This is a genomic window from Micromonospora sp. CPCC 206171, from assembly GCF_036906755.1.
Classification (GTDB): domain Bacteria; phylum Actinomycetota; class Actinomycetes; order Mycobacteriales; family Micromonosporaceae; genus Micromonospora; species Micromonospora purpureochromogenes.
Window position 1 is genome coordinate 23,124 of sequence record NZ_JBAKHT010000004.1, and the last position, 20,844, is coordinate 43,967.

A 20,844-nucleotide genomic window follows, 5' to 3' on the forward strand; every position below is an offset into this window, starting at 1 on the left:
GGAGACTGGAACGGTGGGCGACCCGCGCCCCTCACGGCGAGTGAGCGGCGCGTGTCATGCGGGAGGACATGGGTGAGGTGACGACAAGCCTCCAGCGCCCGGTAACCAACACAGGCCGGAGCAAACTCGTGCGGCACGTCGACAGCTTCGAGATCCAGCCGCCGACACCGCCGTCGCACAACGGCGTCCCCCGGTCGGCGTGGGCCAGGGCCCGTCGCCGGGTGTCGCGCTGGCACCGTCCGTACACCGTCGCCCTGCTGCTGCTCGACTTCCTCGCCGTGATGCTGGCCGACTGGATGGCCCAGGAGACGTTCGGCCAGGCGCGGGCGGGTTTCTACAACGCCCAGGAGGACCCCACCTGGTTCTACACGGTGGCGTTCGTGCTGCTGCCGCTCGGCTGGGTGGTCATCCTCTGGGGCAACCGCGCCTACGACCGGCGCTATCTCGGCCTGGGTCCCGACGAGTTCAAGCGGGTCATCCGGGGTGGGGTGGCGGTCGCCGCGACGGTCTCCTTCATCGCGTTCGCCACCAAGACCGACCTTTCCCGTTACACGGTCGGTTTCGCCCTGCTCGGGGCGTTGACCCTGGTCCTGATGGGCCGGCTGACCGCCCGGTTCGTGCTGCACACCGTCCGCAGCCGCGCCGGGCACGCCGGGCACCGGATGGTGCTGGTCGGCACCCTGCCGGAGGCGCTGGAGGTCTACACCGCGGTCACCCGCAACCCGAGCGCCGGCCTGGTGCCGGTCGCCATCCACATCACCGACGGGTACGCCGCCGCCCGGGGCATCCAGACCCCGGTGCCGGTGTACGCCGGCCGGGACGTCCTCGCCCTGGTCCGCGAGGTCGGCGGCGACACCATCGCGGTCTGCGGCTCGGCCAGCGCCGAGCCCGGTGAGCTGCGCCGGCTGGCCTGGCAGCTGGAGGGCTCCGGCGTCGACCTGGTGGTCGCCCCGCAGCTGACCGACATCGCCGGCCCCCGGGTGCACATCCGCCCGATCGAGGGCCTGCCGCTGCTGCACGTCGAGGAGCCGACCCTGTCGGGCCCGGCGCTGCTGATGAAGAGCCTGATGGACCGGGTCGCCGCCGGGCTGGGCCTGCTGCTGCTCACCCCGCTCTTCGCGGCCATCGCCCTCGCGATCCGGATCTCCGACCCCGGGCCGGTCTTCTTCCGGCAGCCCCGGGTGGGCCACGAGGGCCGCACCTTCCGGGTCTGGAAGTTCCGGACCATGTACGTCGACGCCGAGGATCGGCTGGCCGGGCTGGTCGACCAGAACGAGACCGACGGCATGCTGTTCAAGATGAAGCAGGACCCCCGGGTCTTCCCGGTGGGCCGCTTCCTGCGCGCCTCCTCGCTGGACGAGCTGCCCCAGTTGATCAACGTGCTGTGGGGGGAGATGTCGCTGGTCGGGCCGCGTCCGCTGCCCGCCGACGACGGCGACTTCCTGGGTGACGTGCGGCGCCGGCTGCTGGTCCGGCCGGGGATGACCGGGCTGTGGCAGGTCTCCGGCCGCTCCGACCTGTCCTGGGACGAGGCGGTCCGGCTGGACCTCTACTACGTCGACAACTGGTCGCTGGCGTACGACCTGAGCATCCTGTGGCGGACGGTGGGCGTGGTACTGGCCCGCAAGGGCGCGTACTAGGCGCTCGACGTCGCAGGAGGCCGCGGGGGCTTGGCGTAGCGGCCGCCAGCGGCAAGGATCGCTGCGTGGATGGCAACCTCTCCGCCGTCGTCGGCGTCGTCTCGCTGGTCACGGCGCTGGCCGCCGCGCTCTGGGCGCTGCTGCGGCTGCGCGGCCGGCGGGGCATCGCCACCGCCACCCAGCGGGCCACCTACGAGGTGCTGCACACCGCCGGCCTGGCCGCCGAGCCGCTGCGTACCGGCCTGACACCGGCGGGGGCGGCGAAGGCCGTACGTCACCTGCGGACCCTGGTGGGGGCGGCCGGGCTGGCGCTCACCGACTCCGACGCGCTGCTCGCCCTCGACGGGCGCGGCGGCCACCACGGCGACCAACTGCTCGCGGCGGCCCGGCGGACGGTGGAGGCGGGCCGGTCGACGGTGCTCGGCGAGTCGGAGCTGCACTGCGACCGGGTCGACTGCCCGGTACGCGGGGCGGTGCTCGCGCCGCTGAGCGCGCAGGGCCGCGTGGTCGGGGCGCTGGTGGCGGTCGCCGACGCCCCACCCGCGCCCGGGCTGGTGCAGGCCACCCTGGAAACCGCGCACTGGGCCGGCAACCAGCTCGCCCTGGCCGAGCTGGATTCCTCCCGGGAGCGGCTGGCCCGGGCGGAGATCCGGGCGCTGCGCGCCCAGATCAGCCCGCACTTCATCTACAACGCGCTGACCGCGATCGGCTCGTTCGTCCGGACCGACCCGGAGCGGGCCCGGGAGCTGATCCTGGAGTTCGCCGAGTTCACCCGCTACTCGTTCCGGGCGCACGGCGAGTTCACCACGCTGGCCGAGGAGCTGCGCTCGATCGACCGCTACCTGACCATCGAGCGGGCCCGGTTCGGCGACCGGTTGCAGGTGCGGTTGCAGATCGCCCCGGAGGTGCTGCCGGTGACGCTGCCGTTCCTCTGCCTCCAGCCGCTGGTGGAGAACGCCGTGCGGCACGGGTTGTCCCGCAAGCCCGGCACCGGCATGGTGAGCATCGAGGCCCGGGACGCGGGCGCCGAGTGCCACATCACGGTGGAGGACGACGGAGTGGGCATGGATCCGGCCACGCTGACCGCGGGAATCGCGGAGCTGGCCCGCGCCGGCAGCGACCCGACCGACGACACCGGCCAGCACGTCGGCCTCTCCAACGTCGACGAGCGGCTCCGGTCGGTCTTCGGGGACCGGTTCGGCCTGGTCGTCGAGACCGGCCCCGGCTCGGGTACGAAGGTGAGCCTGCGGGTGCCGAAGTTCCATCCGGGCGTACGGGCGGGATCGTGACCGGGAACGCGACGGCGGGGTTCCTGCGGGTGCTGGCGGTCGACGACGAGCCGCCGGCGCTGGACGAGCTGGCGTACCACCTGCGGGCTGATCCCCGGGTGGCCCGGCTGCACACGGCGGGCGACGCGACCGAGGCGCTGCGGGTGCTCCGCGACGCCGACGTGGACGTGGTCTTCCTGGACATCCGGATGCCCGGCCTGGACGGGATGGAACTGGCCCGGGTGCTGCGCCGGTTCGCCCGGCCGCCGGCGATCGTCTTCGTCACCGCGTACGACGACGGCGCGGTGGACGCCTTCGACCTCGGGGCCACCGACTACGTCCGCAAGCCGGTACGCGCCGACCGGCTGGCCGAGTCGCTGCGCCGGGTGATCGGCTCCCGGGTGGTGCCGTCGCACCCGGCGGCCCTGGCCCGCGCCGAGGAGGACCCGACCATCCCGATCGAGCTGGCCGGGACGACACGGATGCTGCCCCGGTCGGCGGTGCGCTGGGTCGAGGCGCAGGGCGACTACGCCCGTTTGCACACCGCCGACGGCTCGCACCTGGTCCGGGTGTCGCTGGCGACGCTCGCCGAGCGCTGGGCGGACGCCGGGTTCGTCCGGATCCACCGGTCGCACCTGGTGCAGCTGAAGCTGATCGCCGAGCTGCGGCTGGTCAACTCGGGCTACGTGGTGGTGATCGACGGGACGGAGCTGCCGGTGAGCCGGCGGCACACCCGGGAGCTGAAGGACAAGCTGGTGCGGGCGGCCAAGCAGGACTGGAATCGCTGAGCGGGAATAATCGCGGATGCCCGTACACTGTACGGTAGGCCCTACGACAACGGGAGGCCAACCGTGCCGATGTTCGACCCCGCCACCGAGTTCGACCGCCAGCTCGACGGGCTGATCCGCCTGGGCTACCCGGAGCTCGCCGGGCTCACCGAAACCGCCTTCCGCGACCTGGTCACCCCGCTGCGGGACGCCGCGGTCAGCGGCGCGGCCTGGCTGCCCGCCCCGACCGACGCCCGGGTGCCGTTCCTGCTGGTGACCACCCGCGACCTGGTCCCGGTGCCCGACCGGCTGGCGCTCACCACGCTGGCCGGCAAGCGCAAGCCCGGCTTCCTCGACCGGAACTTCCCCCTCGACGACCTGCCCCGGTTCGACCCGATCAAGGAGTTGGAGGCACCGGCCGGACCGGCGTACCTGCTCTTCGACGTCGGCCGGGGCGAGGAGTTCCGCAACCTGGCGCCGGCCGCCGCGATGGAGAGCATGACCGCCCAGGACCGGTTGCCGCTCACCATCGACGAGGGGATCGCCTTCATCACCCACTTCCCCGCCGCGCTGGCCAGCAACCGGTGCTTCTCACTGGTCGGGTCCCGGTGCGGGGACAAGCGGGTGCCGGCTCTGTGGATCAGCCAGGGCGCGCCGAAGCTCGGCTGGTGCTGGTACGGCAACCCGCACACCTGGCTCGGCTCCGCCACCGCCCGCCCGGTGCGGGTGGGCCTGGCCTGACGAGATGGGCCGGTGCGGAACTGCATCCGCACCGGCCCGATCTTCTCTCGGGGGGCGCCGCGGCCACGACCGGAACGCCCCCCGCGCGTACGTCAGCCCCGGTCGTATCCCGAGACGCCGGTGGCCGCCACCGCCGGTCGGGACGGACGCGTCAGTCCGGTGGTGGTGGTGGTGCTGGACGTGACGGGGTAGACGTACATCGTCCCCACCACGTCCGCGATGACCCCCGTGTAGCCGGTCAGGTTGTGCACGTTGAACGCGCCGGTCGGGCCGACCACGCCCAGCACACCGTTGGAGACGATCTGCCCGGCGGCCGGGTTCAGGTTGCTCGCGGACGGCTTGGCGACCCCCGTGTCGGCCGGCCAGACGGTGAGCACGGTGTCCTTCTGCGGGGTCACTGCGGTCACGTTCATGGCGAGCACCTGGGTCTGCTCGTCGAGCATCGACGGCGGTGCGGTGACCTTGCGGGTAACGTTGGGACCGACATCGCTGAGGCCCTGCCCGTACCGGCTGTCCGCGATGCGGGTCGGGCTCAGCGGCCGGAACCGCAGCCCGTCGGCGACGGTGCCGTCGTCGATCACACCCACCAAATCGACCACCAGATGGGTGGTGGCGGAGGTGTAGATCTTGTAGCGCGGCGCGCCGGTGGCACCGCCGCAGCCGCCCGAGGGGCACGGCACGGTCTGCACGTACGCCAGGTTCGGCACGACCTTGCCCGCGCCGTAGTTGACGGTGGACGCGACCGGCTTGCTCCCCTCGCCCGACCAGGCGGTCAGGAAGCCCGACCGCTCCGGCTTGACCGCGGTGATGTTCAGGACCAGCGCCTTGACGTGCGCGTTGAAGTCACCGAAATCGGAGGCCTTGAAGTCGATCCAGCCGTTGAGGGCGGCGCCGGCCGGCAGCGGGCCGCGGGTGCCGGTCCGGGTGTCGAGAACCCGGTACGGATCGAACCACTGGTACTGGCCGCCCTTGCCGAACTCGGGCGGAATTCCGGCACCGCTGGCGTAGAAGCCCACCACGTCGACCACCACATCGGTGTAGCCGTTGCGGTTGTAGATCGCCACGGAGCCGCCATCGCCGACCTTGACGGTGACGTTGTTGGAACCCAGCCACCCCTTGGCAAAGTTGATCGACGAAGCAGTCGGCCGCGCGTATTCGGTCGACGGGTACACCGTGAGGAAGCTGTCCTGCGTGGGGCCGGTGACCGTCACATTCAGCACGGCTGCGGCCACGCCGCCGAAGGGCAGGCCGCCACGTCCGGCAACCCCGAGCTTGATCGTCTTGTCCGGGCCGAGCTTCGCCTTCGGCGCACCCAGGCCCGCGCGGGTGTCCAGCAGGCGAGCCGGGGCGACCGGGTAGTAGGTGCCCTTGTTGCCGTCGATGCTCAACGCCTTCAACGGGACCGCGCGGCGTCCCACCGTGCTGTTGTCGGGCAGATAGAGCGCTGCCTTCTTCGACCCGGCCGTGTTGGACCGGGCCCGGACCTTGATCCAGCAGGTCGAACCGGGCTGCACCGTCCGACCCGAGCAGGTGTCTTGGCCGGCGACGAGTTCGAACGCGTCGGGATTCACGCCACCCACCATGGCGACGCCGAAGGTGACCGGCTCGCTGCCCAGCGAACCGAACGTCACCAGTTGCTCGCGCTTGTCGCCGATGTGGATGGCGGCGAAGTCGACGAGTCTCGGATCGGGCAGCGCGGCGACGTAGCCGACCGTGGAGTTCCACCGGATCTCGCCGGTGAGCGCCGCCGAGTCACCGTTGCAGTGGTACTCGTAGCTGGCGGCGAAGCCGGTCATGGCCTGGGTTCCCGGGTCGCGGAGAACCTCGTGGACGGTGAGCGAGCCGGTGCCGGTCGTGCAGAACGACGTCCGATCGTCGTTGAGGTCGAGCCGGGCCCGCACACTGTCCCGGCCCCGAGCCGTCTCGTACGACTGCTTTGCGGTCCAGGTCTGGCCGGTGGGCGGCGCGGCGTCGAGCCGGACGTAGGCGCTCACCCCGTACCGGGCGGTGATGCGGAAGGTGTCGTCGGCCTCGGCCGCCGCGTCCAGCGTGGCGTTGGTGGGGTCGTAGACCCCCGACGAGCCGATCGGCTTGGCCTGGTGTTCACCCAGGTCGACGGTGAGGACGGTGTACGGCGCGGTCGGCGCGGCGAGCGCCACCCCCGGAAGTACGGCGGTGGCACAGGCGCCGGCGACGAGTACGCCGAGGAGACTGCGGATTCTGCGCATGAAGGCCCCGTGGAAGAGAAGGAATGGACAGCGGTGCCCCGGCCGGAGTCGGGGCGCCGCCCCGCGTCACGGCCAGTAGAACCGGCCCACCACGTCGATGACGACGTCCGTGGTGCCCGCGTTGTTGTGCACGTTGAACCGCTTGTACGGACCCAGGTCGGCGAGCACCGCCGCGGAGACGGTCTGCCCGGCGACCGGGTTGAGGTTGCTGGTCGTCGGTGTGGTGTCCGGCCAGTCAGCCGCCCAGAACTTGAGTACGGTGTTCCGGGTCGGCGCCACCGCGGTCGCGTTCAGCACCAGGACGTCCTCGTCCTTCTGGACCATCGCGGCGGGGGCGGTGACGGCCCTGGTCACGCCGGGACCCAGTGCGGCAGGGACGCCCTGGCCGAAGCGGCTGTCCACGATCCGGGTCGGGTTCATCGGCTGGAACCGCCGGCCGAACAGCAGCGTGCCGTCGTCCATCATGCCGAAGGCGTCAACGACGATGTGCGCCGCCGACGAGGTGTAGAGCCGGAAGGTCGGCGCGCCGGCCGGGCCGCAGGAGAAATCGTCCTCGCCGCAGGGCCGGGTCTGCACGAACGCCAGGTTCGGCGTGACCGTGCCGGCGGCGAAGTTCACCGTGGACGCGGTCGGCCGCTCACCGACCCCGGACCAGGCGGTCACGAAGCCGTCCGACTCCGGATCCACCACGGTGACGTTGACGATCAGCGCCCGGACGTGCGGGTTGTCGCTGCCGTGGCGCATGGTCAGGTCGATGACGCTGCCGGCGGGCCGCTTTCCGTCGACCCGGCTGTCGTACAGCCGGTGCGGCGGATGCGAGTTGTAGCGGCCACCCATGCCCCGACCGGCCAGCGTGTTGTCGGCGGCGTAGAAGCCGACGACGTCGACCACCACGTCGGTGTGACCGTTGCGGTTGTAGAGCGCCACCTTGCCGCCCGCGCCGAGCTTCACGGTGACGTTGTTGGACCCCAGCCAGCCGGCCGGGAAGTTGACCGAGGAGGAGTTCGGCCGCGCCTGACCCGCCGGGTACGCGGTGACGAAGCTGTCCGCCGTGGGGCCGGTGACGGTCACGTTCAGCACGACCGCTCCGACGCCGGTGGAGGGCACCCCGCCACGGCCGGCCACCTGAAGGTCCAGCGTCCCGCTCGGGCCGATCCTGCCGACCGGGGCGCCCAGGCCACTGCGGGTGTCCAGCAGGCGGGCGGGAGAGACCGGGTAGTAGGTGCCGGTGACGTCGACGGTCGCTGCGGACGCCGGGCCGGCCGCAGTGGCGGCGACCCCGGGCAGCGCCGTGATTGCGCACGCCCCGGCGATCGTCGCGCCGAGGAGGGCACGAGTTTTGCGCATGAAAACCCCGTGAGACAGAAAGCGGAGAGTTCGGCCAGCGTAAGGCGACGATCGATGGCCGGCAACCCCGTCCGGAAGAGCGAATGGGCGCCTGCCGGCGTATCGGGCCAACGGCCGAACCCGCCGGAAGCGGGGAAGGGCGCCCCGGCCGACGGCCGGGGCGCCCTTCGTGGTGCGGGTGCTCAGCGGTGGGACGAGCCCACCATCTGAGGCTTGCTCTTGCCGGCGCCGCCGGAGAGCGTGGCCGCCGGAGCGGCCGGGTAGTAGAAGGTGCCGACCACGTCGGCCACCACATGGGTGTCGCCGGTGAGGTTGTGCACGTTGAACGCGTCGTTCGGGCCGATGACGCCGAGGACGGCGTTCGACACGATCTGGCCCGCGTACGGGTTCAGGTTGCTGGCACTGGGCTTCGGGAGGTCGGCGTCGGCCGGCCACACGGTGAGGACGGTGTTCCTGGTTGGCTTCACCGCGGTCAGGTTCATCGCCAGCACGTCGGTCATATCGGTAACGATCGCGCTCGGCGCGGTGACCTTGGCGACCTCGCCGCCACTGAGGACGCCACCGGTGGTGCCCAGGTTGACGCGGCTGTCCAGGATCCGGGTCGGGCTCAACGGCGAGAAGCGCATGCCCCACTCGCCGTAGCCGTCGTCCACCACGCCGACGAGGTCAACGATGATGTGCGCCGCAGCCGAGGTGTAGATCCTGAACTTGGGCACACCCGCGGCACAGCCATCGGTACCGGTGCACGGCGTGGTCTGCACGAAGGCCAGGTTCGGCACGTTCGTGTTCGCCTTGTAGTTCACCGTGGAGGAGACGGGCTTGCTCCCGACGCCGGACCAGGCGGTCAGGAAACCGTCCTTGGCCGGAGCGACGGCGGTCAGGTTCAGCACGAAGGCCTTGACGTGCTGGTTGCGCTCCGGATCGTGGTCAAAGCTCAGGGAGTACTCGATGGTCGTACCAGCCGTCGGCTTGGGCTCCGGGTCTTCCCGGGTGTCGAACACCCGCTCCGGCGTGAACCACTCGTACTGACCACCGTTGCGGTTGGTCATCGAGTTGTCCTTGGCGTAGAAGCCGACGACGTCGACCACGACGTCGGTGGACCCGTTGCGGTTGTAGATCGAGACCTTGCCACCGGACCCGATCTTGACGGTGACGTTGTTAGAGCCCAGCCAGCCCTTGGCGAAGTTGACCGAGGATGCGTCCGGCCGAGCCTCGCCCGCCGGGTAGGCGGTGACGAAGCTGTCCATCGTCGGGTTGGCGATGGTCACGTTCAGCACGACCGCACCGACGCCACTGGTCGGCACACCGCCGCGGCCGGTGACCTGGAGGTCGAACTTGCTCAGCGGGCCGATCTTTCCGGTCTTACCACCCAGGCCGGAGCGGGTGTCCATCAGCCGGGCCGGGGCGACCGGGTAGTAGGCCCCGGTCGTGTCGGCGAGATCCGCCGTCGCCTGCTGAGGCGCGGCGGCGGGAGCCGCGGATGCCGTACCCGGCACCACGGCCAGTGCACATGCCCCGGCGAGAGTCGCGCCGAGCAGAGTGCGGAATTTGCGCATAGAAACCCCGTGGATGAAGAGGAAACAGGGAATGGCTGCCCCAGCGTAGGGGGCGCGGTCAATACCGGCAAGAACATACCTCGCCAGAACACAAGGGGTGAACGCGCGGAGACTTAATGCCGTCTTAATGTTCAACTCATGAGTTGTCCACAGGGGTGAAGCGTTCTCCACAGGTTGTCCACAACCCCGGTGGACACCCTTGACATCCGCGCTGAGCAGGCGAGACTGCCCAGGTGACCGCTGCCGACGATCCGGTACCGGCCCCCCGGGCGCCACAGCCACCCGGGCGGGCGCGCATCGTGCTGGCAGAGGTGTCCCGCCGGGACAGCCGGGCCGAACGCACCCGCGTCGAACTCGCCCAGCAGACCCGGGTCGGCGAGGCGCTGGTCCGGGGCCTGGTCCGAGCGCAGTTGGCGCTCGCGCTGCGGATGAGCCTGGTCGTGCTGATCGGGCTCGGCGGCCTGCCCTGGCTGTTCGCGATCGCGCCGGCCGTCGGGCGGGTCACCGTCTTCGGCGTCAACCTGCCCTGGCTGCTGCTCGGGCTGGCCTCGTTCCCGTTCCTGATCGTGGTGGGCTGGGCGTACGTGCGGCTGGCCGAACGCAACGAGCAGGACTTCACCGACCTGGTCCAGCGGCCGGAGCGCTGAGATGGGCAACGGCTACGTCGTCCCGGCCATCGTGGCGGTCACCCTGGTCACCCTCGGCATCGGCTTCTACGGGCTGCGGCTGGCCCGCACCACCTCCGACTTCCTGGTCGCGTCCCGCGCGGTGAGTCCGACCTGGAACGCCGCCGCGATCGGCGGGGAATACCTGTCGGCCGCCAGCTTCCTCGGCGTGGCCGGGCTGATCCTCAAGTACGGCGTGGACGTGCTCTGGTACCCGGTCGGTTTCGCCGCCGGGTACCTCGCCCTGCTGCTCTTCGTGGCCGCCCCGCTGCGCCGCTCCGGCGCGTTCACCCTGCCCGACTTCTGCGAACTGCGGCTCGGCTCGCGCCGGTTGCGCACCCTGGCCACCGTGTTCGTGATCTTCATCGGCTGGCTCTACCTGGTGCCGCAGTTGCAGGGCGCCGGGCTGACCCTGGCCACCGTCGCCGGCTCGCCGTACCCGGTGGGGGCGCTGCTGGTCGCCGCCGTGGTGACCACGAACGTGGCGTTCGGCGGGATGCGGGCGATCACCTTCGTCCAGGCCTTCCAGTACTGGTTGAAGCTGACCGCGCTGGCCGTACCCGCGATCTTCCTGGCGTTGCAGTGGCAGGCCGACGCCCGGCCCGCGGTGACCCCGCCCGACGGGCCGGCGTTCCGGACCGCGACCACCGTCGTGGTCGAGCACCGCGCGGCGCTCACCTTCGCCGACGGCACGACCCTTGAGGTACGCCCCGGCGACCGCCTCGACTTCGCCGCCGGCGACCCGGTGCCCGAGGTGACCGGAGTGGCGACCGACGCGGCCGACTGGCTGCTGCCGGACACCGCCGGGGACGATGACCGGGGCCTCTTCGCCACGTACTCGCTGATCCTGGCCACGTTCCTCGGCACCATGGGGTTGCCGCACGTGCTGGTCCGCTTCTACACCAACCCCGACGGCGGGGCCGCCCGGCGCACCACGCTGGTGGTGCTCGCCCTGGTCGGCGTCTTCTACCTGCTGCCCACGATCTACGGCGTGCTCGGCCGGATCTACACGCCACAACTGCTGGTCACCGGGCAGACCGACGCGGTGGTGGTGCTGCTGCCCGGGGCCGCGCTCGGCGACGGGGCCACCGGCCGGCTGCTCGCCGCGCTGGTCGCGGCGGGCGCGTTCGCGGCCTTCCTCTCCACCTCGTCGGGGCTGCTCACCAGCGTCGCCGGGGTGATCTCCACCGACGTGCTCGGGCGCGGCTCGGTACGCGGCTTCCGGCTGGCCACGGTGATCGCCGGCGGGGTGCCGGCGGTGCTCGCGCTCAACGTCTCCGGGCTGGACGTCTCCCAGGTGGTCGGGCTGGCCTTCGCGGTCGCCGCGTCCAGCTTCTGTCCGCTGCTGGTGCTCGGCATCTGGTGGCGCGGGCTGACCGATCTGGGCGCGGCCGCCGGGGTGCTGGTCGGCGGCGGGGCAGCCGTGGCGGCGGTCCTGGTCACCGTGCTCGGGCCACCGCTGTCCGGCTGGCCGGCCACGCTCATCGCGCAGCCGGCCGCCTGGACGGTGCCGCTCGCCTTCACCGTGATGGTCGCCGTCTCGATGGCGACCCGCCGCCGGGCCCCGGCCGACGTCGGGGCCACCATGCTCCGCCTGCACGCCCCAGAGGCACTGCGGCTGTGACCCCGCCGGTGGCGGTGGTGTGGGGTAGGGGCGGGTACGTCCCGGGGAGGACGCGGGATCATCCTGCGGCCGGAGCTTCGGCTGGTCCGGCCCGGATACGGTCGGACGCATGACTGGTGGGCACCCCGCGCTCGCGCTGCGCGGCCTGGCGAAGCAGTTCGACGGCAAGGTCGCGGTGGCGGGCGTCGACCTGGCCGTCCCGGCCGGCTCCTTCTACGGGCTGCTCGGCCCGAACGGCGCCGGCAAGACCACCACCCTGTCGATGGCGGTCGGGCTGCTGCGCCCCGATCACGGCCGGGCCTGGGTGCTCGGGCACGACGTGTGGGCCGACCCGGTGGGCGCGAAGCGGCTGCTCGGCGTGATGCCGGACGGCGTACGGCTCTTCGACCGGCTCACCGGGGCGGAGCTGCTGGCGTACCACGGTCTGCTGCGCGGGATGGACCCGGCGGTAATCGACCAGCGGGCCGCCGAGCTGCTGGACGTGCTGGCGCTCACCGACGCCGGCCGGACCCTGGTGGTCGACTACTCGGCCGGCATGAAGAAGAAGATCGGCCTGGCCTGCGCGCTGCTGCACGGCCCCCGGGTCCTGGTGCTGGACGAGCCGTTCGAGGCGGTCGACCCGGTCTCCGCCGCGCTGATCCGCGACATCCTCCAGCGGTACGTCTCCGGCGGCGGCACGGTGGTCTTCTCCAGTCACGTCATGGAGGTCGTCGAGCGGCTCTGCTCGCACGTGGCGATCCTCGCCGAGGGCACCATCAAGCGGGTCGGCACCCTGGACGAGGTGCGCGGGGACCGGTCCCTGGAGGAGGTCTTCGTCGAGGTGGTCGGTGGCCGCACCGCGACCGGTGAGGAACTGTCGTGGCTGTCGCGGTGAGCGTCCCGGCCGAGCCGGTCCGGCGGGTCTCCGCCCGGCACTTCGTCCGGCTCAAGCTGCGGGTGATGGGCAACAACTTCCGGGGCCAGGGCTGGCGGATCGCGATGTTCGTGATCGGCGTCCTGGTCGGCCTCTGGTTCGCCGCCGGCGGTTTCCTGGCGCTGGCCGCGCCGGGCTTCGCCGACGAACCGCGGTACGCGCTGATGACCGCCGCGTTCGGCGGCGCTCTGCTGGTGCTCGGCTGGCTGCTGCTGCCACTGGTCTTCTTCGGCGTGGACGAGACCCTGGATCCGGCCCGGTTCGCACTGCTGCCGCTGCCCCGCCGCACCCTGGTCGCCGGGCTGTTCGCGGCGGCGCTGGTCAGCGTCCCGGTGCTCGCGGTGCTGCTCGCCGTCTCCGGGCTGGTGGTCACCGCCGCCGCGCTCGGCGGCTGGGCGGCCGGGCTGGTCGCGGCCGTCGGGGTGGTCGCCGGGCTGCTGCTCTGCGTCGCCGCCAGCCGTGCGGTGACCAGCGCGTTCGCCACCATGCTGCGGTCCCGCCGGGTCCGCGACCTGGCCGCCGTGCTGCTCGCGGTGGTTGCCGCCCTGCTCGGGCCGTTGCAGATCGCGGTGCTGGCGGCGGTGCGGGAGGCCGACTGGGACCGGCTGACCGGGGTGGCCGAGGCGGTGGGCTGGACCCCGTTCGGCGCACCCTGGACGGTCGGCGTGGACGTGGCCGAGGGGCGGGCCTGGGCCGTACCGGTGAAGTTGCTGATCACGGCGGTGACCATCGGCCTGCTGCTGCTGTGGTGGTCACGGTCGCTGGAGTCGGCGATGGTCGGCGCGGCCAGCGCCGCTCCGGCCAAGGGCCGGCGCGGGCGGGCCGGCGGGGCCGTCGCGCAACTCTTCCCCCGGGCGCTGGCCTGGACGCGCCGGGACCGGTTCGGCGCGCTGGTCGCCCGGGAGGCGCGCTACTGGTGGCGGGACGCCCGACGCCGGGCCAACCTGATCACCATCGCGGTGGTCGGGGTCTTCGTGCCGGTGATGGTGAACCTCGGCGGCCCGCAGTTCGCCGCCGAGGACGGCCCGGACCTCACCGCCGGCGACCCGTCGCCGGTCCTGCTCAGCCTGTCGATGCTCTTCGTCGGCGTGCTCGCCTCGGTCACCCTGGCCAACCAGTTCGGCTTCGACGGCAGCGCGTACGCGGCGAACGTGGTGGCCGGGGTGCCCGGTCGGCTGGAGCTGCGCGCCCGGATGACGGCCTTCTCGGCGTACGTGGTGCCGATGCTGGGCGTGGTGTCGGTGGTGATCGCGCTGGTGGTGGGCGAGCCCGGCTGGATCGGGGTGGCCGGCGGCGCGCTGCTCGCCGCGTACGGTGCCGGCTTGGCGATCAACGGGTTCGTGTCGGTGCTCGGGGCGTACTCGCTGCCGGAGACGAGCAACCCGTTCGCGATGAACACCGGGGCGGGGGTGGCGAAGAGCTTCCTCACCCTGCTGTCGATGGTCGCCTCGGCGGCAGCGGCGGTACCGATGGTGGTGGCCGCGGCGCTGCTCGGGGACGCCTGGCTCTGGTTGGCCCTGCCCCTCGGCGCGGCGTACGGGCTGGGGGCGGCGCTGCTCGGCTCGTACCTGGCCGGGGACGTGCTCGACCGGCGGACGCCGGAGCTGCTGGCCACCGTCACCCCGCGCCGCTGATGCCGGTCGTCGAGGCGGTCGCGACCGTCCCGGTCCCGCCCGAGCTGGCGTTCGCGGTGTCGCAGACCACCGCGCCGGTGCGCTACCGGTGGGACCCGTTCGTCCGGGAGCAGCACTTCACCGACGGGGCGACCCGCCCCGGCAAGGGGGTGCGGACCTTCACCCGCTCCCGCCACGGCCTGGTGATGGTCAGCGAGTACGTCTCGTTCGCGCCGCCGACGAACGTCGGCATGAAGATGGTGCGCGGCCCGTGGTTCTTCGAGATGTTCGCCGGGGGCTGGCGGTTCGCCCCCGCTGCGGAGCCCGGCCACACCGTCGCCACCTGGCGGTACAGCTTCCGCTGCCGGCCGGCGTTCCTGCGGCCGGTCGCCGACCGCGTCGGCGTCTGGCTGCTCACCCGGGACATCCGCCGCCGGATCGCCGGCTACGCCGCCGGCTGCGCGGACCCGGAGGTGCTGGCCGCCGCCCGCCGCTCGCTGGCCGCCCACGATCCGGCCGACGGGGGTACGACCTGAGCCGCCCGCCCCTTGGGCGCGCCACTCCCGTTTGCGGCGTGTCGGGGTGTCCGACGGGCCGGACAGCCCGACACGGCGCAAACCGGGGGATCACCCGGGGGTCAGACCCGGCGCATGAAGGCGAAGAGGTAGTGGCCGGGGTCAGCGTCAGTCGGCGCGGCTGGAGCGGGCGTGCGCGACGAACGCGCGCCAGGTGTTGGGGGCGAAGGTGAGAATCGGGCCGGAGCGGTCCTTGCTGTCCCTCACCAGCACCACGGGCAGGTTGTCCGCCACCTCGACGCAGTTGCCGCCGGAGTCCGTCGATCGGCTGGAGGTGCGCCAGTGCGGCTTGATCATCGTCATGGCGTCACCTTCAGCTTCCGGATCAGATCCAGCGAGGCGCCTGTGGACAGTGCTTCGCCGAGCAGGCTATCCCACTTGCGATCGATCAAGCCGATCATTTCGGGGTCGTCCATGACGTGTCCCCGAGCGGCATTCTCCAGGTAGAGGGCCCTGTCGCCGTCCGGCAGCTCAGCAAGCACGAACCCACCGCCGAGCCCGACGTGCTCCCCGACGCTCAGCGGAATAACGTGCAGCCGGAGGAACGGCAGGTAGGCCACAACCAGGAGTCGACCGAGTTGCTCGTCGAGCACGGCAGGCCCACCAACCGGACGGTGTAGCGCCGACTCATCGAGCAAAAAGACGCAGTGCGGTGGCTCGTCGCGGTGCAGCAATTGCTGCCGCTCCATTCGCACCGCCACCAACTCGTCCACCATCGCTGGCGCGTGCAGCCCGCCGGCTGAGATGACCGCGTGCGCATACTTCTCGGTTTGAAGCAGGCCGGGCACCAGGCAGGCTTCGAAAGCACGCAGTCGAGTGGCCTGCTGTTCGTAGCCTCGCCAGGGTGCGAACCAGGACGGCCCCCGCTCCTGGTCGGCCGCCTTGAGTAGTTCGGCGAGGAGGCCGCCGGTGCCGAGGGCCTGGTCGGCGGCGACGGCGAACTCCATGGTCGGCCGACGGCGGCCGGTCTCGATCGCCGCCACGGTCGACGGACTCCACTTGATCGTGGCGGCCAGCCCCTCCTGGGACACCTCGGCACCCGCTCGGGCGGCCTTCAACGCCCTGACCCACATCTCGACGTTCATCCTTACCTCTCCGGTAAGTACGTGACCCCGCTGCGTAGTAAGCCGTGGCATCCTCCCCTGCGACCGGCCCGCCGTCCAGGGTGGAGGACACGCGGCCCGGCCGGTGGAGGCGCCGACCCGGTGGCCGGTCCTGCGTCGGGTCGCCCCGGTCAATCCCCGACCGGGGCGACCCCCGAGACCGGGAGGAAGTCAGCGATGTTCGGGTTCATCCGCGGCAGGAACGCCGCGCTGTGGTCGTACCGGAGGAAGAAGGTGGCGCCGGCGCCCGGCGCGCCGGGCGCGACCGCGCCGCAGGGGTCGGTAGGCCGGCCGAACCAGCCGCCGGCGTGGGCGGTCGCGCCGACGGTGGCCCTGCCGCGACCGGGCCGCGCAGGCTGGCTGACCCCAGCGCAGACCTGGCGGGCGAACGGCGGACGGTGGTGACCACCGCCCGGGCGTGTCGCGCCGGGAAGGCGGACACGACCCTGAGCGTGATGCCTCTGAGTCATCAATATGCCTCTGAGTCATCACGCTCGTTGCGGCAAGCGCCTCCAACCGCCGACACGCCCGAACGCAACCGGCATAGCGCCACCGGGCGAACCGCCACTTCGCGGACCGTCACCGCGGGGACCGTCACCGCGGGGACCGCCACCGCGCGGACCGCCACCGCGTCGGCCATCGCCGCGCCGACCGTCGTCGGGGAGCGGCGGTGAGCAGGCGGGTGCCGCATCTGCCGATGCGACCGCTCTGGCGGTGCCGGGCCTGCGGCGCGCACTGGCCGTGTCAGCCGGCACGACTCGCCCTGCTGGTCGAGTACCGGCACGACCGGACGGCACTGCTCGTGTACCTGGGCGGGCTGATGGCCGAGGCCGCCGATCAGCTCGCCCAACTCCACCCGCAGGCCCGCCCGACCGACCTGCACGAGCGCTTCCTCGGCTGGGCGCGGGTCCGGGGCGGCACAATGTTTCACGTGAATCATGAGCCGGGTGCCGAGATCCACCACACCGATCCGTTCGCGGTGCCCGCCGGGCAGCGCTCGCCCGTACGCCGGTTGCGGGGTCGGCTGGCCGCGCCGGTGACCCTCTGGACGGCCCCCGGCCCGGCGGGGCTGACCGTCTCGTCCACCCTGGTCGCCGAGGGCGAGCCGGACCGGCTGCTCGGGCTGATCGACGCGGAGTCGGACCTGTGGGCGGCGGTGGAGGAGGCCGGGCGGTTCGCGGTGGCGCCGTTGGGGCCGCCGCACCGGCAGCTCGCCGACCGGTTCGCCGGGCTCTTTCCCTCCCCGGGCGGGCTCTTCGCCACCGGATCGTGGCTCGACACCCCCTACGGCCCGATCCCCAGCGACGCCGGCGGGTGGGCCGGCTGCCGCCTCGACGGCGCCCGGGAGTACGGCTGGGGCCTGCTGGTCGAGGCCACCATCGAGGCGGTCGACCTGACCGAGGAGACCATGCCGCTGCTGCACTACCGGGGCCGGTACCACGAGCTGACCTGACGGCCCGAGGACGGTTCGTGGCGGCCCGACGACAGCTCGTGGCGGACCGGCGAGCGCCGGCCCGACCTACCGCTCGTCGGAGTGACCTGCGTCACTCGGCGCAGCCGCCAGACCGTTCGGCGCAGCCGCCGACCGGCCCCGATCTCGGCCTTCCCTGGATGGGAGCGCGCTCTCTACGGTGCGCGAAACTCCCCAGGCCTGTGAAGGTGGTGATCCACAGATGTCCACGGACACACCCGCGTCCGCGCCCGCCGAGTCGGCGGCGGAGCGGTATCTCGCCGTACAGCGGTCGGACGAGTTCGCCGGGTTGCGTCGCGCGTTGCGCGGCTTCGTCTTCCCGATGACCGTCGCGTTCTTCCTGTGGTACGCGCTCTACGTCATCCTCTCCGCCTACGCGCGGGGCTTCATGGGCACGAAGCTCTTCGGCAGCCACATCAACGTCGCGCTGATCTTCGGCCTGCTCCAGTTCGTCTCCACGTTCCTGATCGCCTGGCTCTACTCCCGGCACGCCGACCGCAAGCTGGACCCGATCGCCGACCGGATCCGCGCCGAGATGGGGGAGGTGACCCATGAACACGGTCCTCGCGGCTGAGGCGGGCAGCACCACCGCCCGCAACCTCACCATCACGCTCTTCCTGGTCTTCGTGGCGATCACGCTGGCCATCACCATCTGGGCCAGCCGGCAGACCAAGACGGCCACCGACTTCTACGCCGGCGGCCGGTCCTTCTCCGGCTTCCAGAACGGCATGGCAATCGGCGGCGACTACATGTCGGCCGCCTCGTTCCTCGGCATCGCCGGCATCATCGCCCTCTACGGCTACGACGGCTTCCTCTACTCGATCGGCTTCCTGGTCGCCTGGCTGGTGGCGCTGCTGCTCGTCGCCGAGCTGCTGCGCAACTCGGGCCGGTACACGATGGCCGACGTGCTGGCCTTCCGGATGCGCCAGCGCCCGGTGCGGACCGCCGCGGCGGTCTCCACCATCACCGTGTCGATCTTCTACCTGCTGGCCCAGATGGTCGGCGCGGGCGCGCTGGTGGCGCTGCTGCTCGGCATCAAGCCGGGCACCACCTTCCTCGGCATGGACGCCGACACCGCGAAGGTCGCCACCATCATCATGGTGGGCGCTCTGATGATCATCTACGTCACCGTGGGCGGGATGAAGGGCACCACGTACGTCCAGATCGTCAAGGCGTTCCTGCTGATGACCGGCGCGATCGTGATGACCCTGCTGGTGCTGGCGCACTACAAGTTCAACCTCTCCACGCTGCTCGGCGACGCGGCGGCGGCATCGGGCAAGGGCGAGAACTTCCTCAGGCCGGGCCAGCGGTACGGCGTGGAGGTGGCCGGCAATGCGACCCAGACCTTCTACAACAAGATGGACCTGCTCTCGCTCGGCATCGCCCTGGTGCTCGGCACGGCCGGCCTGCCGCACATCCTGATCCGCTTCTACACCGTCCCGACGGCGAAGACGGCCCGCAAGAGCGTGCTCTGGGCGATCGGGATCATCGGCACGTTCTACCTGCTCACCCTGGCGCTCGGCTTCGGCGCTGCGGCGATGGTGGGCGGCACGGCGATCACGGCGCAGGACAAGGCGGGGAACACCGCGGCGCCGCAACTGGCCGAGGCGCTGGGCATCAAGTTCCTCGGCGGCGACCTGGGCGGGGCGACCATGCTGGCGATCATCGCGGCGGTCGCCTTCGCCACCATCCTGGCGGTGGTCGCCGGTTTGACCCTGGCGTCGTCGTCCAGCCTGGCGCACGACTTCTACGCCAACGTGGTCAAGAACGGGCAGGCCTCGGAACGGCAGGAGGTGAACGTCGCCCGGATCTCGGCGCTCGTCATCGGCGCGATCTCGATCGTCCTGTCGATCTTCGCGCAGAGCCTGAACGTGGCCTTCCTGGTGGCGCTCGCCTTCGCGGTCGCGGCCTCCGGCAACCTGCCGGCGATCCTCTACAGCCTGTTCTGGAAGCGGTTCAACACCTCGGGCGCGGTCTGGGCCATCTACGGTGGCCTGATCTCCGCCGTGGTCCTGGTGTTCTTCTCGCCGGTGGTCTCCGGAGCACCGACCTCGATGTTCCCCGAGCAGGACTGGCAGTGGTTCCCGCTGTCCAACCCGGGCCTCATCTCCATCCCCTTCGGTTTCCTGTGCGGCTGGATCGGCACGCTGATCTCCAAGGAGCACGACGAGGAGAAGTTCGCGGAACTGGAGGTGCGGGCGCTGACCGGCGCGGGAGCGCACTGACATCCACCACCGGAAGGGGCCCCGGCGCGCGCCGCGCCGGGGCCTCTCGCCGCATGCCGCGCCGCATCCGCGGCCGCCCTTAGTAGGCTGGCCGGCATGAAGGTAGCCCCGCGTTTCGGCAGCGGTCATCGCGTCCTGGTCACCGGCGGCGCCGGTTTCGTGCCGTCCCATCTGGTCGACGCCCTCGTCGGGCGCGGCTGCCAGGTCGTCGCGCTGGACAACTTCGTCACCGGTTCGAAGGACAACGTCGCGCACCTGCTGGACAACCCGTCCTTCGCCCTGGTCGAGGCGGACATCTCCGAAGGCCTGCCGGCCCACCCGGCGCTGGCGGAGCGGTTCGACGCCGTCCTGCACATGGCCTCCCCGGCCAGCCCGACCGATTTCGAGAAGCTGCCGGTGGAGATCCTCCGGGTCGGCTCGGTGGGCACCCTGCACCTGCTGGAGCGCGCCCTCGCCGACGGCGCCCGGTTCCTGATGGCCTCCACCTCGGAGGCGTACGGGGACCCGAAGGAGCACCCGCAGCGCGAGACGTACTGGGGCAACGTCAACCCGATCGGGGTGCGCGCCGTCTACGACGAGGCGAAGCGCTTCTCCGAGGCGGCCACCATGGCGTACCACCGGAGCAGGGGCCTGGACGCGGCGATCGTCCGGATCTTCAACACGTACGGCCCGCGGATGCGCCCCGACGACGGCCGGGCCATCCCCACCTTCATCTCCCAGGCGCTGCGCGGCGAGCCGATCACCGTGCACGGCACCGGCAACCAGACCCGCTCGATCTGCTACGTGGACGACCTGGTACGCGGCATCCTGCTGCTGCTCGACTCGACCGAGACCGGGCCGATCAACTGCGGCACCGAGCACGAGATGAGCATGCGGCAACTCGCCGAGACGATCGTGTCACTCTGCGGAAGCAGTTCCGAGGTGACCTACATCACCCGCAGCGCGGACGATCCGGAGATGCGCCGACCTGATCTCACCCTCGCCCGGGAGCTGCTGGGATACGAACCCGCTGTGGCGCCCGAAGACGGACTGCGACGCACGATCGACCACTTCCGGGCGCGGCTAGGGTAGCTTCCCGCCCGGCACGCGGGGCGCGACGCGGCGTTCG

The 20,844-nt window shown here is 71.7% G+C and carries 19 protein-coding genes; 14 read left to right on the forward strand and 5 right to left on the reverse strand.

Going from position 1 to position 20,844, the window contains the following annotated elements; all coding sequences use genetic code 11:
• Window positions 1–68 precede the first annotated feature (68 nt).
• The 4 genes from V6U89_RS07155 to V6U89_RS07170 all read left to right on the forward strand — a co-directional run bounded on the left by V6U89_RS07155 (window position 69) and on the right by V6U89_RS07170 (window position 4,416).
• Window positions 69–1,640, forward strand: a complete 1,572-nt coding sequence (locus V6U89_RS07155) for a sugar transferase (protein ID WP_334570139.1) — start codon at window positions 69–71, stop codon at window positions 1,638–1,640.
• Between the two features lie 65 nt (window positions 1,641–1,705).
• Window positions 1,706–2,929: a sensor histidine kinase gene (locus V6U89_RS07160; protein ID WP_334569877.1), complete on the forward strand. Its 1,224-nt coding sequence runs from the start codon at window positions 1,706–1,708 to the stop codon at window positions 2,927–2,929.
• Entirely contained in the window at window positions 2,926–3,696 is a 771-nt protein-coding gene (locus tag V6U89_RS07165; protein ID WP_210773840.1) for a LytR/AlgR family response regulator transcription factor, read from the forward strand. Before V6U89_RS07160 ends, V6U89_RS07165 begins: the two co-directional genes overlap by 4 nt.
• Before the next feature lie 69 nt (window positions 3,697–3,765).
• Window positions 3,766–4,416, forward strand: coding sequence for a DUF5701 family protein (locus tag V6U89_RS07170; protein WP_334570140.1), 651 nt, complete (start codon window positions 3,766–3,768; stop codon window positions 4,414–4,416).
• Window positions 4,417–4,508: 92 nt separating this feature from the next.
• Here V6U89_RS07170 and V6U89_RS07175 read toward each other — a convergent pair whose 3' ends face one another.
• The 3 genes from V6U89_RS07175 to V6U89_RS07185 form a co-directional block, all read right to left on the reverse strand.
• Window positions 4,509–6,644 (reverse strand): hypothetical protein, encoded by a 2,136-nt coding sequence (locus tag V6U89_RS07175; protein WP_334569878.1) that lies wholly within the window; start codon window positions 6,642–6,644, stop codon window positions 4,509–4,511.
• Between the two features lie 66 nt (window positions 6,645–6,710).
• Window positions 6,711–7,991, reverse strand: a complete 1,281-nt coding sequence (locus V6U89_RS07180; protein ID WP_334569880.1) for a hypothetical protein — start codon at window positions 7,989–7,991, stop codon at window positions 6,711–6,713.
• A gap of 182 nt (window positions 7,992–8,173) precedes the next feature.
• Window positions 8,174–9,718 carry a hypothetical protein gene (locus tag V6U89_RS07185; RefSeq protein WP_334569882.1) on the reverse strand — a complete coding sequence of 515 codons (1,545 nt, stop codon included), beginning with the start codon at window positions 9,716–9,718 and terminating at the stop codon, window positions 8,174–8,176.
• Between the two features lie 62 nt (window positions 9,719–9,780).
• On the opposite strand from V6U89_RS07185, the gene V6U89_RS07190 reads away from it, so the two are divergent.
• The 5 genes from V6U89_RS07190 (at window position 9,781) to V6U89_RS07210 (ending at window position 14,898) form a co-directional block, all read left to right on the forward strand.
• Complete coding sequence (locus tag V6U89_RS07190) at window positions 9,781–10,194, forward strand: hypothetical protein (protein WP_334569883.1); 414 nt, start codon at window positions 9,781–9,783, stop codon at window positions 10,192–10,194.
• 1 nt (window position 10,195) lies between these two features.
• The gene (locus V6U89_RS07195) at window positions 10,196–11,836 is read left to right on the forward strand and encodes a sodium/solute symporter (protein ID WP_334569884.1); all 1,641 of its coding nucleotides are present in this window, start codon (window positions 10,196–10,198) and stop codon (window positions 11,834–11,836) included.
• 109 nt (window positions 11,837–11,945) lie between these two features.
• Window positions 11,946–12,710 carry an ABC transporter ATP-binding protein gene (locus V6U89_RS07200; protein WP_334569885.1) on the forward strand — a complete coding sequence of 255 codons (765 nt, stop codon included), beginning with the start codon at window positions 11,946–11,948 and terminating at the stop codon, window positions 12,708–12,710.
• On the forward strand, window positions 12,695–14,383 hold the full coding sequence (locus V6U89_RS07205; RefSeq protein WP_334569886.1) for an ABC transporter permease: 1,689 nt from the start codon (window positions 12,695–12,697) through the stop codon (window positions 14,381–14,383). The genes V6U89_RS07200 and V6U89_RS07205 overlap by 16 nt, the downstream gene beginning before the upstream one ends.
• Window positions 14,383–14,898 (forward strand): SRPBCC family protein, encoded by a 516-nt coding sequence (locus tag V6U89_RS07210; RefSeq protein ID WP_334569887.1) that lies wholly within the window; start codon window positions 14,383–14,385, stop codon window positions 14,896–14,898. The genes V6U89_RS07205 and V6U89_RS07210 overlap by 1 nt, the downstream gene beginning before the upstream one ends.
• A 147-nt stretch (window positions 14,899–15,045) precedes the next feature.
• On the opposite strand, the gene V6U89_RS07215 is transcribed toward V6U89_RS07210, so the two are convergent.
• Window positions 15,046–15,240 (reverse strand): DUF397 domain-containing protein, encoded by a 195-nt coding sequence (locus tag V6U89_RS07215; RefSeq protein WP_334569888.1) that lies wholly within the window; start codon window positions 15,238–15,240, stop codon window positions 15,046–15,048.
• A complete protein-coding gene (locus V6U89_RS07220) occupies window positions 15,237–16,022 on the reverse strand; it encodes a helix-turn-helix domain-containing protein (protein ID WP_334569889.1) in 786 nt (261 codons plus the stop codon). Before V6U89_RS07220 ends, V6U89_RS07215 begins: the two co-directional genes overlap by 4 nt.
• Window positions 16,023–16,217: 195 nt before the next feature.
• Between V6U89_RS07220 and V6U89_RS07225 the strand changes: the two genes are divergently transcribed.
• The 5 genes from V6U89_RS07225 to V6U89_RS07245 all read left to right on the forward strand — a co-directional run bounded on the left by V6U89_RS07225 (window position 16,218) and on the right by V6U89_RS07245 (window position 20,807).
• Complete coding sequence (locus tag V6U89_RS07225) at window positions 16,218–16,445, forward strand: hypothetical protein (RefSeq protein ID WP_334569890.1); 228 nt, start codon at window positions 16,218–16,220, stop codon at window positions 16,443–16,445.
• Window positions 16,446–16,737: 292 nt separating this feature from the next.
• Window positions 16,738–17,493 (forward strand): flavin reductase family protein, encoded by a 756-nt coding sequence (locus V6U89_RS07230; protein ID WP_334570141.1) that lies wholly within the window; start codon window positions 16,738–16,740, stop codon window positions 17,491–17,493.
• 220 nt (window positions 17,494–17,713) lie between these two features.
• Complete coding sequence (locus V6U89_RS07235) at window positions 17,714–18,085, forward strand: DUF485 domain-containing protein (protein ID WP_334569891.1); 372 nt, start codon at window positions 17,714–17,716, stop codon at window positions 18,083–18,085.
• Window positions 18,063–19,736, forward strand: a complete 1,674-nt coding sequence (locus V6U89_RS07240) for a solute symporter family protein (protein WP_334569893.1) — start codon at window positions 18,063–18,065, stop codon at window positions 19,734–19,736. Before V6U89_RS07235 ends, V6U89_RS07240 begins: the two co-directional genes overlap by 23 nt.
• Before the next feature lie 96 nt (window positions 19,737–19,832).
• Window positions 19,833–20,807: an NAD-dependent epimerase/dehydratase family protein gene (locus tag V6U89_RS07245; RefSeq protein ID WP_334569894.1), complete on the forward strand. Its 975-nt coding sequence runs from the start codon at window positions 19,833–19,835 to the stop codon at window positions 20,805–20,807.
• Window positions 20,808–20,844 lie beyond the last annotated feature (37 nt).